At 67.0% G+C, this 16809-nt stretch carries 18 protein-coding genes; 12 read left to right on the forward strand and 6 right to left on the reverse strand.

What is annotated here, in order from left to right; genetic code table 11:
• Positions 1 to 36: 36 nt before the first annotated feature.
• The 3 genes from AU188_RS02695 to AU188_RS02705 are packed head-to-tail and all read left to right on the forward strand — an operon-like array spanning position 37 to position 3118.
• Positions 37 to 1395: a cytochrome P450 gene (locus AU188_RS02695; protein WP_059162118.1), complete on the forward strand. Its 1359-nt coding sequence runs from the start codon at positions 37 to 39 to the stop codon at positions 1393 to 1395.
• Complete coding sequence (locus AU188_RS02700; protein ID WP_286137252.1) at positions 1392 to 2276, forward strand: alpha/beta fold hydrolase; 885 nt, start codon at positions 1392 to 1394, stop codon at positions 2274 to 2276. The genes AU188_RS02695 and AU188_RS02700 overlap by 4 nt, the downstream gene beginning before the upstream one ends.
• Positions 2273 to 3118 (forward strand): SDR family NAD(P)-dependent oxidoreductase, encoded by an 846-nt coding sequence (locus tag AU188_RS02705; RefSeq protein WP_059162119.1) that lies wholly within the window; start codon positions 2273 to 2275, stop codon positions 3116 to 3118. The genes AU188_RS02700 and AU188_RS02705 overlap by 4 nt, the downstream gene beginning before the upstream one ends.
• Here AU188_RS02705 and AU188_RS02710 read toward each other — a convergent pair.
• Together AU188_RS02710 and AU188_RS02715 are read right to left on the reverse strand one after the other, a co-directional pair.
• Positions 3115 to 3903 carry an MBL fold metallo-hydrolase gene (locus AU188_RS02710; RefSeq protein ID WP_059162120.1) on the reverse strand — a complete coding sequence of 263 codons (789 nt, stop codon included), beginning with the start codon at positions 3901 to 3903 and terminating at the stop codon, positions 3115 to 3117. The genes AU188_RS02705 and AU188_RS02710 overlap by 4 nt on opposite strands.
• A gap of 47 nt (positions 3904 to 3950) precedes the next feature.
• Entirely contained in the window at positions 3951 to 4445 is a 495-nt protein-coding gene (locus tag AU188_RS02715; RefSeq protein WP_059162121.1) for a DUF2834 domain-containing protein, read from the reverse strand.
• A 71-nt stretch (positions 4446 to 4516) separates the two neighbouring features.
• Between AU188_RS02715 and AU188_RS02720 the strand changes: the two genes are divergently transcribed.
• Genes AU188_RS02720 through AU188_RS02730 form a run of 3 tightly spaced genes read left to right on the forward strand, consistent with a single transcriptional unit; the run spans position 4517 to position 7772 of the window.
• A complete protein-coding gene (locus AU188_RS02720; RefSeq protein ID WP_059162289.1) occupies positions 4517 to 5110 on the forward strand; it encodes a TetR/AcrR family transcriptional regulator in 594 nt (197 codons plus the stop codon).
• A gap of 52 nt (positions 5111 to 5162) precedes the next feature.
• Positions 5163 to 6752, forward strand: coding sequence for a phytoene desaturase family protein (locus tag AU188_RS02725; RefSeq protein ID WP_059162122.1), 1590 nt, complete (start codon positions 5163 to 5165; stop codon positions 6750 to 6752).
• 39 nt (positions 6753 to 6791) lie between these two features.
• Positions 6792 to 7772 (forward strand): SDR family oxidoreductase, encoded by a 981-nt coding sequence (locus tag AU188_RS02730; RefSeq protein ID WP_059162123.1) that lies wholly within the window; start codon positions 6792 to 6794, stop codon positions 7770 to 7772.
• 1 nt (position 7773) lies between these two features.
• Here AU188_RS02730 and AU188_RS02735 read toward each other — a convergent pair whose 3' ends face one another.
• Positions 7774 to 7959 (reverse strand): hypothetical protein, encoded by a 186-nt coding sequence (locus AU188_RS02735; RefSeq protein ID WP_059162290.1) that lies wholly within the window; start codon positions 7957 to 7959, stop codon positions 7774 to 7776.
• 51 nt (positions 7960 to 8010) lie between these two features.
• The gene (locus AU188_RS02740; RefSeq protein ID WP_059162124.1) at positions 8011 to 8454 is read right to left on the reverse strand and encodes a nuclear transport factor 2 family protein; all 444 of its coding nucleotides are present in this window, start codon (positions 8452 to 8454) and stop codon (positions 8011 to 8013) included.
• A gap of 32 nt (positions 8455 to 8486) precedes the next feature.
• Between AU188_RS02740 and AU188_RS02745 the strand changes: the two genes are divergently transcribed.
• Entirely contained in the window at positions 8487 to 8930 is a 444-nt protein-coding gene (locus AU188_RS02745; protein WP_059162125.1) for an SRPBCC family protein, read from the forward strand.
• Here AU188_RS02745 and AU188_RS02750 read toward each other — a convergent pair.
• A complete protein-coding gene (locus AU188_RS02750; RefSeq protein ID WP_059162126.1) occupies positions 8914 to 9876 on the reverse strand; it encodes a cation diffusion facilitator family transporter in 963 nt (320 codons plus the stop codon). The genes AU188_RS02745 and AU188_RS02750 overlap by 17 nt on opposite strands.
• An 18-nt stretch (positions 9877 to 9894) precedes the next feature.
• Between AU188_RS02750 and AU188_RS02755 the strand changes: the two genes are divergently transcribed.
• Genes AU188_RS02755 through AU188_RS02765 form a run of 3 tightly spaced genes read left to right on the forward strand, consistent with a single transcriptional unit; the run spans position 9895 to position 11939 of the window.
• Complete coding sequence (locus AU188_RS02755; RefSeq protein WP_059162127.1) at positions 9895 to 10983, forward strand: CaiB/BaiF CoA transferase family protein; 1089 nt, start codon at positions 9895 to 9897, stop codon at positions 10981 to 10983.
• A gap of 47 nt (positions 10984 to 11030) precedes the next feature.
• Positions 11031 to 11471: an SRPBCC family protein gene (locus AU188_RS02760; RefSeq protein WP_059162128.1), complete on the forward strand. Its 441-nt coding sequence runs from the start codon at positions 11031 to 11033 to the stop codon at positions 11469 to 11471.
• A gap of 9 nt (positions 11472 to 11480) precedes the next feature.
• Positions 11481 to 11939: an SRPBCC family protein gene (locus AU188_RS02765; protein ID WP_082686439.1), complete on the forward strand. Its 459-nt coding sequence runs from the start codon at positions 11481 to 11483 to the stop codon at positions 11937 to 11939.
• Between the two features lie 68 nt (positions 11940 to 12007).
• Here AU188_RS02765 and AU188_RS02770 read toward each other — a convergent pair whose 3' ends face one another.
• Complete coding sequence (locus AU188_RS02770) at positions 12008 to 13180, reverse strand: pyridoxal phosphate-dependent aminotransferase (RefSeq protein ID WP_059162130.1); 1173 nt, start codon at positions 13178 to 13180, stop codon at positions 12008 to 12010.
• 226 nt (positions 13181 to 13406) lie between these two features.
• Between AU188_RS02770 and AU188_RS02775 the strand changes: the two genes are divergently transcribed.
• Together AU188_RS02775 and AU188_RS02780 are read left to right on the forward strand one after the other, a co-directional pair.
• Positions 13407 to 14618 (forward strand): acetyl-CoA C-acetyltransferase, encoded by a 1212-nt coding sequence (locus tag AU188_RS02775; protein WP_059162131.1) that lies wholly within the window; start codon positions 13407 to 13409, stop codon positions 14616 to 14618.
• A 4-nt stretch (positions 14619 to 14622) separates the two neighbouring features.
• Positions 14623 to 16779, forward strand: coding sequence for a 3-hydroxyacyl-CoA dehydrogenase NAD-binding domain-containing protein (locus AU188_RS02780; protein WP_059162132.1), 2157 nt, complete (start codon positions 14623 to 14625; stop codon positions 16777 to 16779).
• Positions 16780 to 16809 lie beyond the last annotated feature (30 nt).

Consider the following 16809-nt stretch of genomic DNA (forward strand, 5'->3'; position numbering starts at 1 on the left):
ACCTTGGTGTACCACCGCGCAGTAGGAAGGCGGCTCATGGCCGAAGCGACGACGGACCCCGTGCGTCTCCCGCCCGGGCCTCGGCTCCCCAAGGCGGCGGTCGGACTGGCATTCCTGACCGCCCGGCACAGGGCGATCGTGGCGCTCGGCCGCAAGTACGGTGGTGCGTTCAGCGTCGAACTGCCGGTCTTTGGCCCCGCCCTCGTGATCAGCGAGCGAAGCCTCATCAAGGAACTGTTCACCTCGAACAGTGACCTGGTCGCCAGGGCATCCAACCTCGGGCAGGTGCTCGGACCGGGGTCGACGTTCAGCCTCGACGGCGACGAGCATCGCGAACGGCGAAAGCTGCTGGTCCCCCCGTTTCACGGCAAGCGGATGGTCGGTTACGAGGCGATCGTCGAGGAAGAGGTGATGCGCGAGATCGCCACATGGCCCGAAGGCCGCGAGTTCGAGACGTTGGAGCCGATGATGCGCATCACGCTCAACGCGATCCTGCGCACGGTCTTCGGCGCCGAGGGTGGCGCTCTCGACGAGCTGCGCGAGTTGCTGCCGCCGATGGTGCCGCTGGCATCACGAATGGCCCTGCTACCCAGGGCGCTGCGGCGAGACCTCGGGCCCTGGAGCCCGTGGGGCCGGGTGCAGCGCGCTCGCCGGCGCTACGACGAGATCATCGCGACGCTCATCTCCGAGGCGCGCGCCGACCCCGGATTCGAACACCGCACCGACATCCTCGCCCTGCTGTTGCAGGCCCGCTACGAGGACGGTTCGCCGATCTCCGACGGTCACGTCGCCGATGAACTGCTCACGCTGCTGGCCGCCGGCCACGAGACGACCGCGACCACGCTGGCGTGGGCGGTGGAACGGCTGCGCCGCCATCCACGGCTGCTGTCGCGGCTGACCGCCGAAGTCGACGCCGGCGGTACCGAGTTGACCCAGGCCACGGTGTGGGAGGTGCAGCGGACGAGACCCGTCGTCGAGGCGACGATCAGGGTCACCCGTGATCGGCTTCGGCTGGGCGAGTGGGTGGTTCCGAAGGGCCACACCGTCATCGCCAGCATCGGGATGGCCCACGAGTCCCCGCAGAACTTCACCGACCCCGCCGTGTTCAACCCGGACCGCTTCCTCGGGGCCAACCCCGACACCCACACCTGGATTCCCTACGGCGGGGGCATCCGCCGCTGTATCGGTGCCGCGTTCGCGAACATGGAAATGAACGTCACACTGCGAACCCTGTTGCGGCAGTTCGAGTTCGGCACGACATATGCACCGGGGGAGCGTCGGCGCTCACGCGGGGTCGCCTCGGCGCCCGCCCGCGGTGGTCGCGCCGTCGTGTTCCGGCGGCCGACGGCGACCCGGATGACTCCCAAAAGCGATGAACAGCGGGTGTCGGCGTGATCGGGCCAGAGAGGATCGCCGACGTCGGCCGCGGCATCGAGCTGTGTTATCAGCAGATCGGCGATCCGACAGGCACGCCGTTGCTGCTCATCGCCGGCCTCGGTCAGCAGTTGCATTCCTGGCCGGACGATTTCGTCACCGCCCTGGCTGCCCGCGGGCTCTGTGTGACACGCTTCGACAACCGCGACGCGGGCCGGTCCACGCACATGACCCACCGGCCGCCGAACCCCGTCGCGATGTTCCGCGGCCGCAACTCCTACCACCTGGGCGACATGGCACGCGACACCATCGGGCTGATGGACGCGCTCGGTTACGCCGACGCGCATCTGGTCGGAATTTCGATGGGCGGCATGATCGCTCAGACCGTCGCCGCGCATCACCCCGGTCGTGTCCGCACGCTGACCTCGATCATGTCGACCACGGGTGCCTCCCGCCTCGGCAGGCCCGCGTGGTCGACCTGGCGGCGCATATTGACGGCTCGGCCGCCGCGCACCCGCGCCGAGGCGATGGACCGTGCAGCGAACATGTTCCGCCACATCGGCTCTCACGGCTACCCGTATGACGAGCGCGCGGTCCGCGAAGCCGCCGCCATCGCCTGGGACCGCGACCCGACCAACGGCGGCATCGTGCGCCAACTCGCGGGCATCTTCGCCTCCGGCGACCGAACCGCCGAACTGGCCCACATCGACGTGCCCACCCTGGTCATCCACGGCGACCGTGACCGCATGGTGCACCCGACCGGCGGCGCTGCGACCGCGCGCGCGATCCCGGGCGCTCGATTGGAAACCATCCAAGGCCTCGGCCATGACCTGCCCACCGGTGCGTGGGACCGCGTGATTGACCTCATCATCGACCACACCACCGTCAAGGAGTCAGCATGAGCAAGCAGCGCAGAACGATAAGCGGCCGCACCGCGGTCATCACCGGCGCCGCATCAGGCATCGGTCGTGCACTGGCACAACGTCTTTCGTCGTACAGCTGCCCGGTGGCCATCGCCGACGTCGATGAGCGCGGGCTCAAGGAGACAGAGGCGTCGCTGCGCGGTCCGGCCCTGCTGCGGGTACTCGACGTGCGCGACGCCTACGCGCAGCGCGACTTCGCCGCCGAGGTGCGTGAGTGGGCGCCGCAGCCGATCGGCGCGGTGTTCAACAACGCGGGTGTCGCGGTGGCATCAAAAGTGCTGGACGCAGTGCCCGAAGACGATCAGTGGCTGTGGGACATCAACTTCGGTGGTGTGGTCAACGGCACCAGGGCGTTCCTGCCGATCCTCGTCGAACAGGACGAAGGCGTTGTCGTCAACACCTCGAGCGTGTTCGGTCTCGTCGGCATGCCGACGCAAAGCGCCTACTGTGCAGCCAAGTTCGCGGTCCGCGGGTTCACCGACTCGCTTCGCCAGGAATTGCGCGGCACCGGGGTATCGGCAGTCAACGTGCATCCCGGCGGCATCAACACCAACATCGTGCGCAACGCCCGGTACCGGCAGGATCCCGACGGCCGCGGCCGCACCCAGGAACAGATGGCCCAGGAGTTCGCCGCGATCACGATGACGCAACCGGACAAGGCGGCGGCAATCATTCACCGCGGCGTGGAGGCAGGCAAGGCCCGCATCCTCGTCGGCCCCGACGCCTACCTGTTCGACGCGCTCGGGCGCATCGCGCCGACCCGCTACTACGACGCCCTCGGCGGTCTGGAGTCCTTCCTGCGCAAGCGCGCGAGCCGCTAGGCGGTCCTGACCGCGAGGTCCAACAGGCCCGGATCGTGGGAACAGATCAGGAACAGGTCGGGCTCGTTGCGGCCGTACAACTCGGTGAGCCGGGCGTGGTTGTCGCGGACCCGTTTGCGGTCGAACGCCGCGAACTTCTCGAAGGCGCCCAGCAGCCAGGGAATTCGACCGTCGCCGCCGATGGTACTGGGGTGGTAGAACGCGTCCCCGCAGTGCAGCAGCCAGCGGCTGCCTGCATCGACGGCGACACAGGCGTGGCCGCGGGTATGGCCAGGCAGCGAGACCAGCACGAGTCCCGCTGAGATTGCGGTCAACTCCTTGGCGGCGGCGAAGCCGCGCCACGGCTCGCCGTCGGGATCGTGTTCGACGATTTTGGGACGGTGCGCCCACTGCGCGGGCCGGAACCTGAACTTCTCCGCCCGGGTGGGCGCTTGCATCGCGCCGAGCGCTTCTGCTGCGGTGCAATGAATTTCGGCGTCCGGAAAGTCCGCGATGCCGCCGATGTGGTCGGTGTCGAAGTGGGTGACGACGATGTGCCGCACATCGTCGCGGCGAAATCCCAACCGCTGCACCTGTCGAACGGCGCTCTCGTCGCGGTCGAAGACCGGTCGGGTGACCCGTCGGATCGGGCCGGTGCGCGGCGCTGGAGCGTCGCAGTCGCGCAAGCCGTAGCCGCTGTCGACGAGTACCAGACCGTTGTCGGTCTCGACGAGCAGCACATGGCACACCAGGCGACGCACGCTCGGCGGTCGCATCGATCCGCAGTTGAGGTGGTGCACCTTCACGGCGCGCCGTCGGTGATCATCTCCGCACTGTACGGCCGGAAGCGGCGTCAGGCGGTCGACTTGACCTCCGCCGCCGACAGCTGATGTCGGCGTTGCCGCTCGATCGTGGCCAGGTAGAACGCCCAGGCGAACGCCGAACTGGCGAACAGGATGAAGCCGAGATACAGCCAGGCGTGTTTGATTCCGCGCCTGCGGCCGTCGACCAGCAACCACGCCGGGAAGAGCAGCAGGCTCATGATCGTGTAGTCCTGGCTCGCCGAGCCGGCGGCCGGGTTGTCGTAGCCCAGCGCGATGAACTCCGACCAACTGCCGGGTCCCCAGATGAAGTTGTGCAGCCCACCCGGCGGCGCGTACTCGGCCACGAACTGGTTGTTGAAGTAGTAGCCGAGCAGCACCGAGGCGATGCCTGCGACGTAGTAGAACAACTCGAGCTTGGTGACCCGCGGGCCCGAGGAGTAGCGCGCGAAGACCGCCGGATTCGCCTTGACGATCACGGCGAGCGTGGCGAACCCGAGGACGAGGTGAACGATCAGCGAGACCATAGCGGGGAGTCTGGCCACCGTCTGAAGTTTTGTCAATCGTGACATAACTTGGGTCGGGTACCTTCATGGACATGCCACGGCCGGCCCACACCGCACGCAGTGAACGCACGCGCGACGCGCTGCGAAGGGCGGCGGTCGTCCGGTTCCTGGCCCAGGGTGTCGAGGAGACCTCCGCTGAACAGATCGCCGCCGACGCCGGCGTCTCGCTGCGGACCTTCTACCGGCACTTCGCGTCCAAGCACGATCTGCTGTTCGCGGACTACGCCGGGTTGGACTGGTTCCGGGCGGCGCTGGCGGCGCGAAACCCGGACGAGTCCATCGTCGAGTCGGTCCAGTCCGCGATCATGGCACGCCCGTACGACGACTGGGCGGTCGCGCAGACCGCCGCGTTGCGCGCGCAGGAACTCGAACCGGGCCGGGTCGTGCGGCACATGCGACAGGTCGAGGCCGACTTCGCCCAGGCGATCGAGGAGCACTTGAGCGAGGCCGGTCCACCAACCGTCTCCGCCGATGAGCGAATGCGGATCACCATCACCGCGCGGTGCATCGCCGCCGCGGTTTTCGGCGCGATGGAGGTGTGGATGCTCGGGCAGGAGCGGTCCCTGCCGGAGTTGTCGCGGCTCACCGGAGAGGCGCTGAGGGCCGTGGCCGGGGGAATCGACTGACAAGGTTTTGTCATCATTGACAAAACATTGCACGCCGTGTCAGCCTCGGCCGATGAGCGACTTCGACGTGATCGTCATCGGCGCGGGGCACAACGGGTTGACCGCGGCCACGCTGCTTCAGAAGCACGGATTGCGGACGCTCTGCCTGGACACCAAGCTGTACGCCGGCGGCATGGCCTCCACGGTGGAGTTGTTCGACGGGTTCAGATTCGAGATCGCCGGCTCGGTGCAGATCCCGACGTCGGCGGTGGTCAGCCGGGAACTCGGGCTCGACGAGTTGCCGACCGTCGACCTCGACGTGATGTCGGTGTCGTTGCGCGGTGTCGGTGATGAGCCGCTGATCTACTACACCGATCCGATGAAGCTGCTGGAGCACCTCAACGAGGTGCACGGCGCCGAAGCCGTCAACGGGATGGCCGGTCTGATGGCATGGTGTCAGGCGCCCACCCGAGCGCTGGGCCGGTTCGACGCGGGTCAGCCACCGAAGACACTCGACGAGATGTATGCCTGTGCGACAAACGAATTCGAACGCTCCGCGATCACCGACATGTTGTTCGGCTCGGTCACCGACGTCCTCGACCGCTATCTTCCGGACAAGGAGAAGTTCGGCGCGCTGCGCGGCATGCTGTCGCTGCTTGCGTGCAACACCACATACCGCGGACCCGCCACACCGGGCACCGCCGCAGCGCTCGCGTACGGCTTCGCCGTTCCCGACGAGAACGCGCTGCTGGTGAAGAAGCTGCGCGGCGGGATCGGCGCGCTCACGTCGCATCTGTGCGATGTGTTCACCGCCGGCGGGGGCGAGCTGCGGTTACGCAGCAAGGTCGTGGAGGTCACCGTCGTCGCCGGCCGCGTGACCGGCGTGCGCCTCGAAGACGGCACGACGTTGACCGCGCAGATCGTCGTCTCCGGGATCGCACCGGATGTCACCGTCAACCATCTGGTCGATCCGGCCGCGCTGCCCGCCGACGTGCGAGACAGGTTCGCCCGGCTGGACCATCGCGGCAGCTATCTGCAGATGCACTTCGCGCTCGAGGGCGTGCCCGAGTTCGCAGCACCCTACGAACTGCTCAACGACCCGGCGATGCAGTCCAACATCGGGATCTTCAGCACACCTGAGGAGCTTCAGCAACAGTGGGAGGACTGCAGGCGTGGTGTCGTGCCCGCCGACCCGGCCATCGCGCTACAGATCCCGTCGGTCAACGACCCCGGCCTCGCGCCACCGGGCAAGCATGCGGCGTCGGCGTTCTCGCTGTGGTTCCCGCCCGCGGACGCGAGGAGCGGAGACGCCGGAGAGGACGGCCCGTCGAGCTACGGCGCGATGAAGGCGGAGATGGGACAACGGGTGATCGACAAGATCACCAGGCTGGCGCCCAATTTCGAAAGTCTGATCACGAAGCACACGACGTTCACGCCCAAGCACATGGGCACCATGTTCGGCGCACCCGGCGGCGACTACTGCCACGGATTGATCCACCCCGAACAGATGGGTCCGAACCGGCCGGGGCCGAAAGGCTATCGGGATCAACCGATTCCGATCGACGGGCTCTACCTCGCCAGCGCGGGTTGCCACGGTGGCCCGGGTATCACGTTCGTTCCCGGGTACAACGCGGCCAAGCAGGTGCTGGCCGACAGGTGCTGACGGCCGTTTCAACAGGGCGGCGCGGGGAATGCATCGTCCATGGGATTGACCGTGGCTGTCACCGGGCCCACCGGCGAAATCGGCAAGTCGGCCGTGGAGGCACTCGAGGGTGTGGCCGAGGTCGACGAGATCGTCGGCATGGCACGTCGACCTTTCGACCCCGCCGACCACGGTTGGTCGAAGACCACGTACCAGCAGGGCGACATCCTCGACCGGGACGCGGTCGACGCACTGGTCGCGCGCGCCGACGTGGTCGTCCACCTGGCCTTCATCATCATGGGCTCGCGGGAGGAGAGTGCGCGGGTGAACCTGCAGGGCACCCGAAACGTCTTCGAGGCGACGGTGGCCGCGGCACGCCCGCAGCGGCTGGTGTACACCTCGTCGGTCGCGGCCTACGGGTACCACTCCGACAATCCCGTGCCGATCACCGAAAGTGTCCCGCCGCGAGGGTCGCCCGAGCACTACTACTCGCAACAGAAGGCCGCATGTGAGGCCACGCTGGCCGAGGTCACCGACGGAACGCCGCTGGAGGTCTATGTGCTGCGGCCATGCATCGTCGCCGGGCCGAAGGCGACCGCGCTGGCCGACGCCATGCCGTGGAACAAACTGCCCGGACCGGTCAAGCGCATCACGCGTGGGCTGCCGCTGTTCAAACCGCCGATCCCCGACCCCGGCATACCGCTGCAGTTGGTTCATCACGACGACGTGGCGACCGCAATAGCGTTGGCCGCCACGACATCTGCGCCGTCGGGCGCGTACAACATCGCCGGTGACGGCGTGGTGTCGATGTCCGACGTCACCGGCAAGCTCGGGGCTCGCCCGGTGCGGGTGCCGAAGGTCTCGGCGGCCGTGGCGTCGGAGATCGTGGCGCGGCTGCCGTTCGTCCCGTCGATGCTCGAATGGCTACACGTCGGACGCACATCGGTCGTCATGGACACGACCAAGGCGAAGACTCAGCTCGGCTGGACGCCGAAATACACTGCCGCCGAAACACTGTCGCAGCTGGCCGACTCCCTCTGAATCACTGTGTCGGGTCGCCGGTGTCGGCGGGACCGCTCGGTGTCGCGCCGCCCTCATCCGACCAGTCCACGCCCTCCTCGGTGCCGTCCGTACCGCGCGCCGGATCGCTCTGCACGTCGTCGTCGGCCTCCGACGGACCGGCGTCGGTATCCGTGGTGTCGGGATTGTTCTTCTTGTGGTCGCTCACCGGCACCGAGTACCCGCGGAGTCGAGGTTTCAGTCGCCGCTTTTCTGCCCCCTAACGCGCCATCGCAGAGTTCGGCGCGCTCCAGTCGGTCGAGACGAAGCGGTGGCGGATGAGCCAGTTGTCTCCGATCGGGACGAACGTGTCGCGGTAGCGGCCGTAGTGGTCCAGACCGATCTCGGTGAACACCGTGAAATAGCAAGCGACATGCGCCTCGTGCGGCGTCACCCCGGTGAACCGGATGTTGGTCACATTGTGTCGCACGATGCGTTTGACGTTCGACTGCGACGCGGCCGGTTTCGGCGCCGCGACAGCGCCGCCCAAGAACTCGACGATCGCATCGTGGCCCTGCACCGGTTCGCTGCCGCGCACCTCGAGGACGCCGTCGTCGCAGAACGCGGCGGCAAGCTCGGTGAGGCGCAGGGCATCTCCCGACCAGTTGTACTGAGCCAGCGTGTCCCTGATGCGTTCGCGGGCGCAAAGCTCCCAAAGCTCCATGTCGTCAACCGTAACGGCGCTAGGGTCAGGCCATGGCTACCAGCGATTCGCGCGAGGTCGTGATCGAGGCGAGCCCGGCCGAGATCCTCGACGTCATCGCCGACGTCGAGTCCGCACCGGACTGGTCGTCCCAACACCAGGGCGCCGAAGTGCTCGACAGAGACGCCGATGGCCGGCCGGGCCGGGTGCGGCTCAAGCTGAAAACCATGGGCATCTCCGACGAGCAGGTGGTGCAGTACACCTGGACGGAGAACAAGGCCAGCTGGACGCTGCTGGAATCGACTCAGCTCAAGACCCAGAGCGCGTCGTACACACTCACCCCCGACGGCGACAAGACCAAGGTGCGTTTCGAGATCACCGTTGACCCGGCGGTGCCGATCCCCGGTTTCGTGTTGAAGCGTGCGATGAAGGGCGGGTTGGAGTCGGCCACCGACGGCCTGCGCAAGCAGGTGCTCAAGGTCAAGAAGAACCGCTAGCCGACGACGCTTCCAGCTCGTCGGGTTCGGCGATGGTCAACACGGCGTCGACGATGTAGGGGTCGGCCTGCAGCTGCGTCTCCAGGCGCCGAAGCGTCTCGGCGACCCGTGATTCGCTCGCATCGCCCTCGAGATCGACGCTTGCCACCAGGAATAGTTGCTTCGGCCCAACGAACACCAAGCGCACGAAGCGCACCGCGGCGACGTCGGGTAATCGTTCGATGCGCCTGATCGCGGCCTCGCGCACCCGCGGATTGGCGGGCTCGCCGACCAGAAAGCGGCGGTTGCGGTCAATCAGCACCACCGCTATCACCCCGAGCAGCAGCCCCACCATGATTGACCCGACTGCGTCCCAGGCGGCGTTGCCGGTGAGCTGATGCAGGCCAATTCCCAACGCAGCCAAGATGATTCCGATCAACGCGGCAGTGTCCTCGGCGAACACCGCGCGGGTGGTCGGATCCGAGGTCTCGAGCACGTGGTCGAGCAGATCGCGCTCGAAGCGACGAGCTTCTGTGCGCAGCTGGCGCACAGCCTGGACTAGTGACACCGACTCGAGTCCGAACGCAACGGCCAGCACGATGTAGGCGACGAGATAGTCCTCGGGTCCGGTTTCGCCGCGCAGCAATTCGGTGATGCCGTGCCAGACGGAAAGCGAACCGCCAACGACGAACAACCCGACGGCCGCCAACAACGACCACACGTACGCTTCTCGGCCGTAGCCGAACGGACGGTCGGCGTCTGGCGGTCGGCGGCTTCGGCGGTTGGCGATGGCCAGCAAGCCCTGGTTGCCCGCGTCGGCCCAGGAGTGCGCAGCCTCCGCGGTCATCGACGCCGAACCCGTCAGGACGGCGGCCACCGTTTTGGCGACGGCCACCGCCAGGTTGGCGCCGAATGCGACGAGGACGGTCAGCGTGCTCTCGCCGGAGCGCTGGTCGGTTTCGGTCATCCCACTAGTCTGCGACTCATGACGACCCAAGGACCCCTCGCCGGAGTGAAGGTCATCGAGCTCGGCGGCATCGGGCCCGGACCGCACGCCGCGATGATGCTGGCCGACCTCGGCGCCGACGTGGTGCGGGTGCGTAGGCCCGGCGGGTTGCAGATGCCGGCAGAGAACGTCGACCTGCTGCACCGCGGCAAGCGCGTCGTCGACCTGGACTTGAAAAAGGACCCGGCCTCGCTGCTGGCTTTGGCTGCCAAGGCCGACGTGCTCATCGACGCGTTCCGGCCCGGCACCTGTGAACGACTGGGCATCGGACCCGACGACTGCGCGGCGGTGAACCCGCGGCTGATCTTCGCTCGAATCACCGGCTGGGGTCAGCACGGCCCGCTGGCGCGGACCGCCGGCCACGACATCAACTACCTGTCGCAGACGGGCGCGTTGGCGGCCATCGGCTACCGCGACCGGCCGCCGGTGACGCCGCTGAACCTGGTGGCCGATTTCGGCGGTGGCTCGATGCTGGTGCTGGTGGGCATCGTGTCGGCGCTCTACGAGCGGGAGCGCTCCGGCCAAGGGCAAGTGATCGACGCGGCGATGGTCGACGGCGTTTCCGTGCTGGTTCAGGACATGTGGACGATGAAGTCGACCGGCACGCTGCGCGACGAACGGGAGTCGTTCATGCTCGACGGCAGCGCACCGTTCTACCGCACCTACGAGACCGCCGACGGCAAGTACATGGCGGTCGGCGCGATCGAACCGCAGTTCTTCGCGCAGTTGCTTCACGGCCTCGGGTTGAGCGCCGACGAGGTGCCGCGACAGTCGGACAAAGCGGCGTTTCCACGGATGCACAAGCTGTTCGCCGACCGGTTTGCGAGCAAGACTCGTGACGAATGGGCGGCGATCTTTGCGGGTACCGACGCGTGCGTGACACCGGTACTGACATGGAGTGAGGCCGCGCAGAACGACCACCTGCGCGACCGGTCAACTCTGGTGCAGGTCAACGGCGTCGACCAGGCGGCGCCGGCGCCGCGCTTCTCCCGGACGCCGGCGGGTCCGATCGGTTCCCCGCCGCAGGCCGCGACTCCGATCGCCGACATCGACTGGCCTGAGAATTAGCTGGAAGGTCCTATACACGAGGCTGTCGAGCTACTTACGATTGCCACATGGCGGTGCGGGCATCGAGGGAAGTGGTTTTCGAAGCGCCCAAGGATGCGATCTTGGACGCGCTCGCCGACATCGACGCCGTTCCCACGTGGTCGCCTGTGCACAAACGCGTCGAAGTGCTCGACCGGCATCCCGACGGGCGTCCCCATCACGTCAAGGCGACGTTCAAGATCATGGGCGTCACCGACAAGGAAGTGCTCGAATACCACTGGGGTGACAACTGGGTGGTCTGGGACGCCGAGGCCACCCTGCAGCAGCGCGGTCAGCACGGCGAGTACAACCTCACCCCGGTCGGCGAGGATCGCACCCGCGTGCGCTTCGACATCGTCATCGACCTGGCCGCGCCGATTCCCGACTTTCTGCTGCGCCGGGCGAAGAAGATGGTGCTCGACGTCGCGACCGAACGCCTCCGGCGGCGGGTGATGGCGGACGCAAGGTAGGAGCACCAAGTGGCCGTACGGACATCCCGCGAGATCGTCATCGAAGCGCCACCGGAATCCGTCATGGCCGCGTTGGCCGATGTCGGCTCGCTGCCGTCGTACTCGCCCGCCTTCAAGTGCGCCGACGTTCTGGACACCTACGACGACGGCCGTCCCCACCACGTGCACACCGCGGTCAAGGTGCTCGGCAAGGTGTTCGATGACATTCTCGAATACCGTTGGGGGCCCGACTGGTTGGTGTATGACTCAGAACGCACCACACAGCGGTACTCGCAACACATCGAGTACACGCTGCGGCCGGATTACACGCGAACATCGACGACTGTGCGGATGGACGTCACCGCCGAAACCGATTCGCTCATCCCGGATTTCCTTGTCGAGCGGGTCGGCAAGTCGGTGATCGACGCGCAGGTGGAGGGTCTGCGCCGACGGGTGTTGGGCGGCAAGCCATCCGATCAGCCGGAGTAGCCCAGGCGTCTCGATTGTGAATCTGACGACGGAAATGGCACACCGGAATCGTCGCCGGATTGACAAAGTCAGGGGCGGCGCAGTGCAGCCAACCGGCGGATCGCCTCGTCTAGCGTGTCGTCCTTCTTGCAGAACGCGAAACGCACCAGGTGATTCCACGCGCCGGCATGGTCGGCGCCCGGATCGCAGAAGGCCGACATCGGAATCGCAGCTACTCCGGCGCTGTGCGGCAGGTCCGCACAGAACGTGGCGCTGTCGGTGAAGCCGAGCGGCCGTGGGTCAGCGCACAGGAAGTAGGTTCCGCAGCTGTCGTGCACCTCGAAACCCAACTCCGTCAGCGCGTCGCCCAGTCGGTCGCGCTTGGCCTGCATTGAATTCCGCAGAGACGTCACCCACGCCTCTTCGTTGTTGAGCGCGTGCGCGACCGCAGGCTGGAACGGCGCGCCGCCGACGTAGGACATGTACTGTTTGGCCGCGCGTACGCCTGCGATGAGATTGGCTGCGCCGCAGGCCCATCCGATCTTCCAGCCGGTCACGTTGAACATCTTCGCCGCACTGGAGATCGTGATCGTGCGCTCGGCCATCCCGGGATAGGAGGCCAGCGGGATGTGGCGGTGCCCGTCGAACACCAGATGCTCGTAGACCTCGTCGGTGATCACCAGCAGGTCGGTCTCCACGGCGAGTTCGGCCAGCGCGCGTAGTTCGTCGTCGCGGGCCACCATCCCGGTCGGGTTGTGCGGTGAGTTGACGATCAGCGCCTTGGTGTTCGGCGTGACTGCCTTCCGCAGCCCGTCGACGTCGATGGCGAACCCGCGGCCGTCCTGGACCAAGGGGACCGCGCGGCGTTGGCAGCCCGCCATCGCGATCACGGGGGAGTAGGAGTCGTAGAACGGTTCGATCAGCAGGATCTCCGACCCGGGCTCGACGAGCCCGAGGACAGCGGCCGCGATGGCTTCGGTGGCGCCGACGGTCACCAGGACCTCGGAGTCGGGGTCGTATGCGGTGCCGAAGTGGCGTTCGCGCTGCGCGGCGATGGCTTGGCGCAACGGCGGGATGCCGAGGCCGGGCGGGTACTGGTTGACTCCCCCGGCGATGGCCTTTTCGGCGATCTCGAGCATCGCGGGCGGACCGTCTTCGTCGGGGAAGCCCTGGCCGAGGTTGACGGCGCCGATCCGGGCTGCCAGCGCAGACATCTCGGCGAAGATCGTCACCGCGTAGGGCTGGAGCCGTCTGACTGTCACGGCTGTCGAGCCTAAGGTTTTGGGCCCACCGAGTCGCAATGTCAGCCTGACAGCGTCGCCATGGATATATAGCCTCGGCGGAGCCCTCAGCGCGACATTGTGTCAGCAATACCGCCGACCGCCCGGCCAACCAACAGGTTGGCCGAAACTGTTAGGCTGCCGGGCGGAGGACTAGCGTCCATCTGGACAGGCGTCCCGGAACCCAATCTGAACAGGAAATATCTTCATGTCTGAAGAAGCCTTCATCTACGAGGCGATTCGTACGCCTCGCGGCAAGAACAAGAACGGCGCGCTCAACGAGGTCAAGCCGATCAACCTGGTCACCGGCTTGATCGACGAGATGCGGCGGCGCTTTCCCGATCTCGACGAGACACTGATCAGCGACGTCATCCTCGGCGTCGTGTCGCCGGTCGGCGATCAGGGCGGCGACATCGCGCGCACTGCGGTGCTGGCCGCGGGTCTGCCCGACACCACCGGCGGTGTGCAGCTCAACCGCTTCTGCGCCTCGGGTCTGGAGGCGGTCAACACCGCCGCGCAGAAGGTGCGCTCGGGCTGGGACGACCTGGTGCTCGCCGGTGGTGTGGAGTCGATGAGCCGGGTTCCGATGGGGTCGGACGGCGGCGCTTGGGCGACCGACCCGGAGACCAACTACGTCGTCGGCTTCGTCCCGCAGGGCATCGGCGCCGACCTGATCGCGACCATCGAGGGCTTCTCCCGTGAGGACGTCGACGCCTATGCCGCGCGGTCGCAGGAACGGGCGGCAGCGGCGTGGTCGGGCGGTTACTTCGCGAAATCCGTGGTGCCGGTGCGGGACCAGAACGGTCTGGTGATCCTCGATCACGACGAGCACATGCGTCCGGGCACCACGGTGGAGAGTCTGGGCCAGCTCAAGACGGCGTTCGACGGCATCGGCGCGATGGGTGGCTTCGACGACGTGGCGCTGCAGAAGTACCACTGGATCGAGAAGATCAACCACGTGCACACCGGCGGCAACAGCTCGGGCATCGTCGACGGCGCCGCGCTGGTGCTCGTCGGCAGCGAGAAAGCGGGGCAAGCGCAGGGCCTGACCCCCCGCGCGCGCATCGTGGCGACCGCGACCAGCGGCTCTGACCCGGTCATCATGCTCACCGGCCCGACGCCGGCCACGCGCAAGGTGCTCGACCGCGCCGGCCTGACGGTCGACGACATCGACCTGTTCGAGCTCAACGAGGCCTTCGCCTCGGTGGTGCTGAAGTTCCAGAAGGACCTCAACATCCCCGATGAGAAGCTCAACGTCAACGGTGGCGCCATCGCGATGGGTCACCCGCTGGGTGCCACCGGCGCCATGATCACCGGAACCATGGTCGACGAGCTCGAGCGTCGGGGCGCCCGGCGCGCGCTGATCACGCTGTGCGTGGGCGGCGGCATGGGCGTGGCCACCATCATCGAGAGGGTTTAACAGCATGGCAGAGAACACGATTCAGTGGGACAAGGATGCTGACGGCATCGTCACCCTGACGCTGGACGACCCGACCGGCTCGGCCAACGTGATGAACGAGCACTACAAGGAGTCGATGCACAACGCCGTCGAACGCCTTGTGGCCGAGAAGGATTCCATCACCGGCGTCGTCATCACCAGCGCGAAGAAGACCTTCTTCGCCGGCGGTGACCTCAAGGGCATGATGAACGTCGGCCCCGACAATGCCGCCGAGGCGTTCGAGGAGGTCGAGTCCATCAAGGCCGACCTGCGCAAGCTCGAGACGTTGGGCAAGCCGGTCGTGGCCGCCATCAACGGCGCCGCGCTCGGCGGTGGTCTGGAGATCGCGCTGGCGTGTCATCACCGCATCGCCGCGGATGTCAAGGGTTCGGTCATCGGGCTGCCCGAGGTCACGCTGGGCCTGTTGCCCGGCGGCGGCGGCGTCACCCGCACCGTGCGGATGTTCGGCATCCAGAAGGCGTTCATGGAGGTGCTCTCGCAGGGCACCCGGTTCAAGCCGGCCAAGGCCAAGGACACCGGCCTGGTCGACGAACTCGTCAGCAGCGTTGAGGAACTGGTGCCGGCCGCCAAGGCCTGGATCAAGGCGAATCCGGAAAGCCACACCCAGCCGTGGGATGCCAAGGGCTACAAGATGCCCGGCGGCACCCCCTCGTCGCCCGGTCTGGCCAGCATCCTGCCGTCGTTCCCGGCGCTGCTGAAGAAGCAACTCAAGGGTGCGCCGATGCCGGCGCCGCGCGCGATTCTCGACGCAGCCGTCGAGGGCGCACAGGTCGACTTCGACGCCGCAAGCCGCATCGAGAGCCGCTACTTCACCCAGCTGGTCACCGGCCAGACCGCCAAGAACATGATCCAGGCGTTCTTCCTCGACCTGCAGTACATCAACGGCGGCGGCTCACGTCCGGAGGGCATCGAGCCGGTCAAGATCAACAAGATCGGCGTGCTCGGCGCGGGCATGATGGGCGCTGGTATCGCCTACGTGTCGGCCAAGGCCGGCTTCGACGTCGTCCTCAAGGACGTCAGCCTCGAGGCCGCGCAGAAGGGTAAGGGCTACTCCGAGAAACTCGAGGCCAAGGCGCTCGAGCGGGGGCGGACCACCGAGGAGAAGTCCAGGGCGCTGCTGGCCCGCATCACCCCGACCGGAGATCCCGCCGACCTCAAGGGCGTCGACTTCGTCATCGAGGCGGTGTTCGAGGACCAGGACCTCAAGCACAAGGTCTTCCAGGAGATCGAGGACATCGTCGAGCCGAACGCGCTGCTGGGGTCGAACACCTCGACGCTGCCGATCACCGGTCTGGCGACCGGGGTGAAGCGCCAGGAGGACTTCATCGGTATCCACTTCTTCTCACCGGTCGACAAGATGCCGCTGGTGGAGATCATCAAGGGCGAGAAGACCTCCGACGAGGCGCTGGCCCGGGTGTTCGACTACACGCTGGCCATCGGCAAGACCCCGATCGTCGTCAACGACAGCCGCGGCTTCTTCACCAGTCGCGTGATCGGCACGTTCGTCAACGAGGCGCTTGCCATGCTCGGCGAGGGGGTGGAGCCGGCGTCGATCGAGTCGGCGGGTGAGCAGGCGGGTTATCCCGCTGCGCCGCTGCAGCTTTCGGATGAGCTCAACCTCGAGCTGATGCACAAGATCGCCGTCGCCACCCGCAAGGGTGTCGAGTCCACCGGCGGCACGTATGAGCCGCACCCGGCCGAGGCGGTCGTCGAGAAGATGATCGAGATCGGGCGGCCGTCGCGGCTGGCGGGCGCCGGCTTCTACGAGTACGTCGACGGCAAGCGCACCGGTCTGTGGCCGGGCCTGCGGGAGACGTTCAACTCCGGCAGCACTTCAACGTCTCAAATCCCGCTGCAGGACATGATCGACCGCATGTTGTTCGCCGAGGCGCTGGAGACCCAGAAGTGCCTCGACGAAGGCGTGCTCACCTCGACCGCCGACGCGAACATCGGCTCGATCATGGGCATCGGCTTCCCGCCGTACACCGGTGGTTCGGCGCAGTTCATCGTCGGCTACCAGGGTGCCGGCGGCGTCGGCAAGGAGGCCTTCGTGGCCCGCGCCAAGGAGCTGGCCGCCAAGTACGGCGAGCGGTTCAACCCGCCGGCGTCGCTGACTTCGTAGCGCTCACGGGGGCGGTGGCCGCTAGATTGG

Source organism: Mycobacterium sp. IS-3022 (genome assembly GCF_001500065.1).
Taxonomy (GTDB): domain Bacteria; phylum Actinomycetota; class Actinomycetes; order Mycobacteriales; family Mycobacteriaceae; genus Mycobacterium.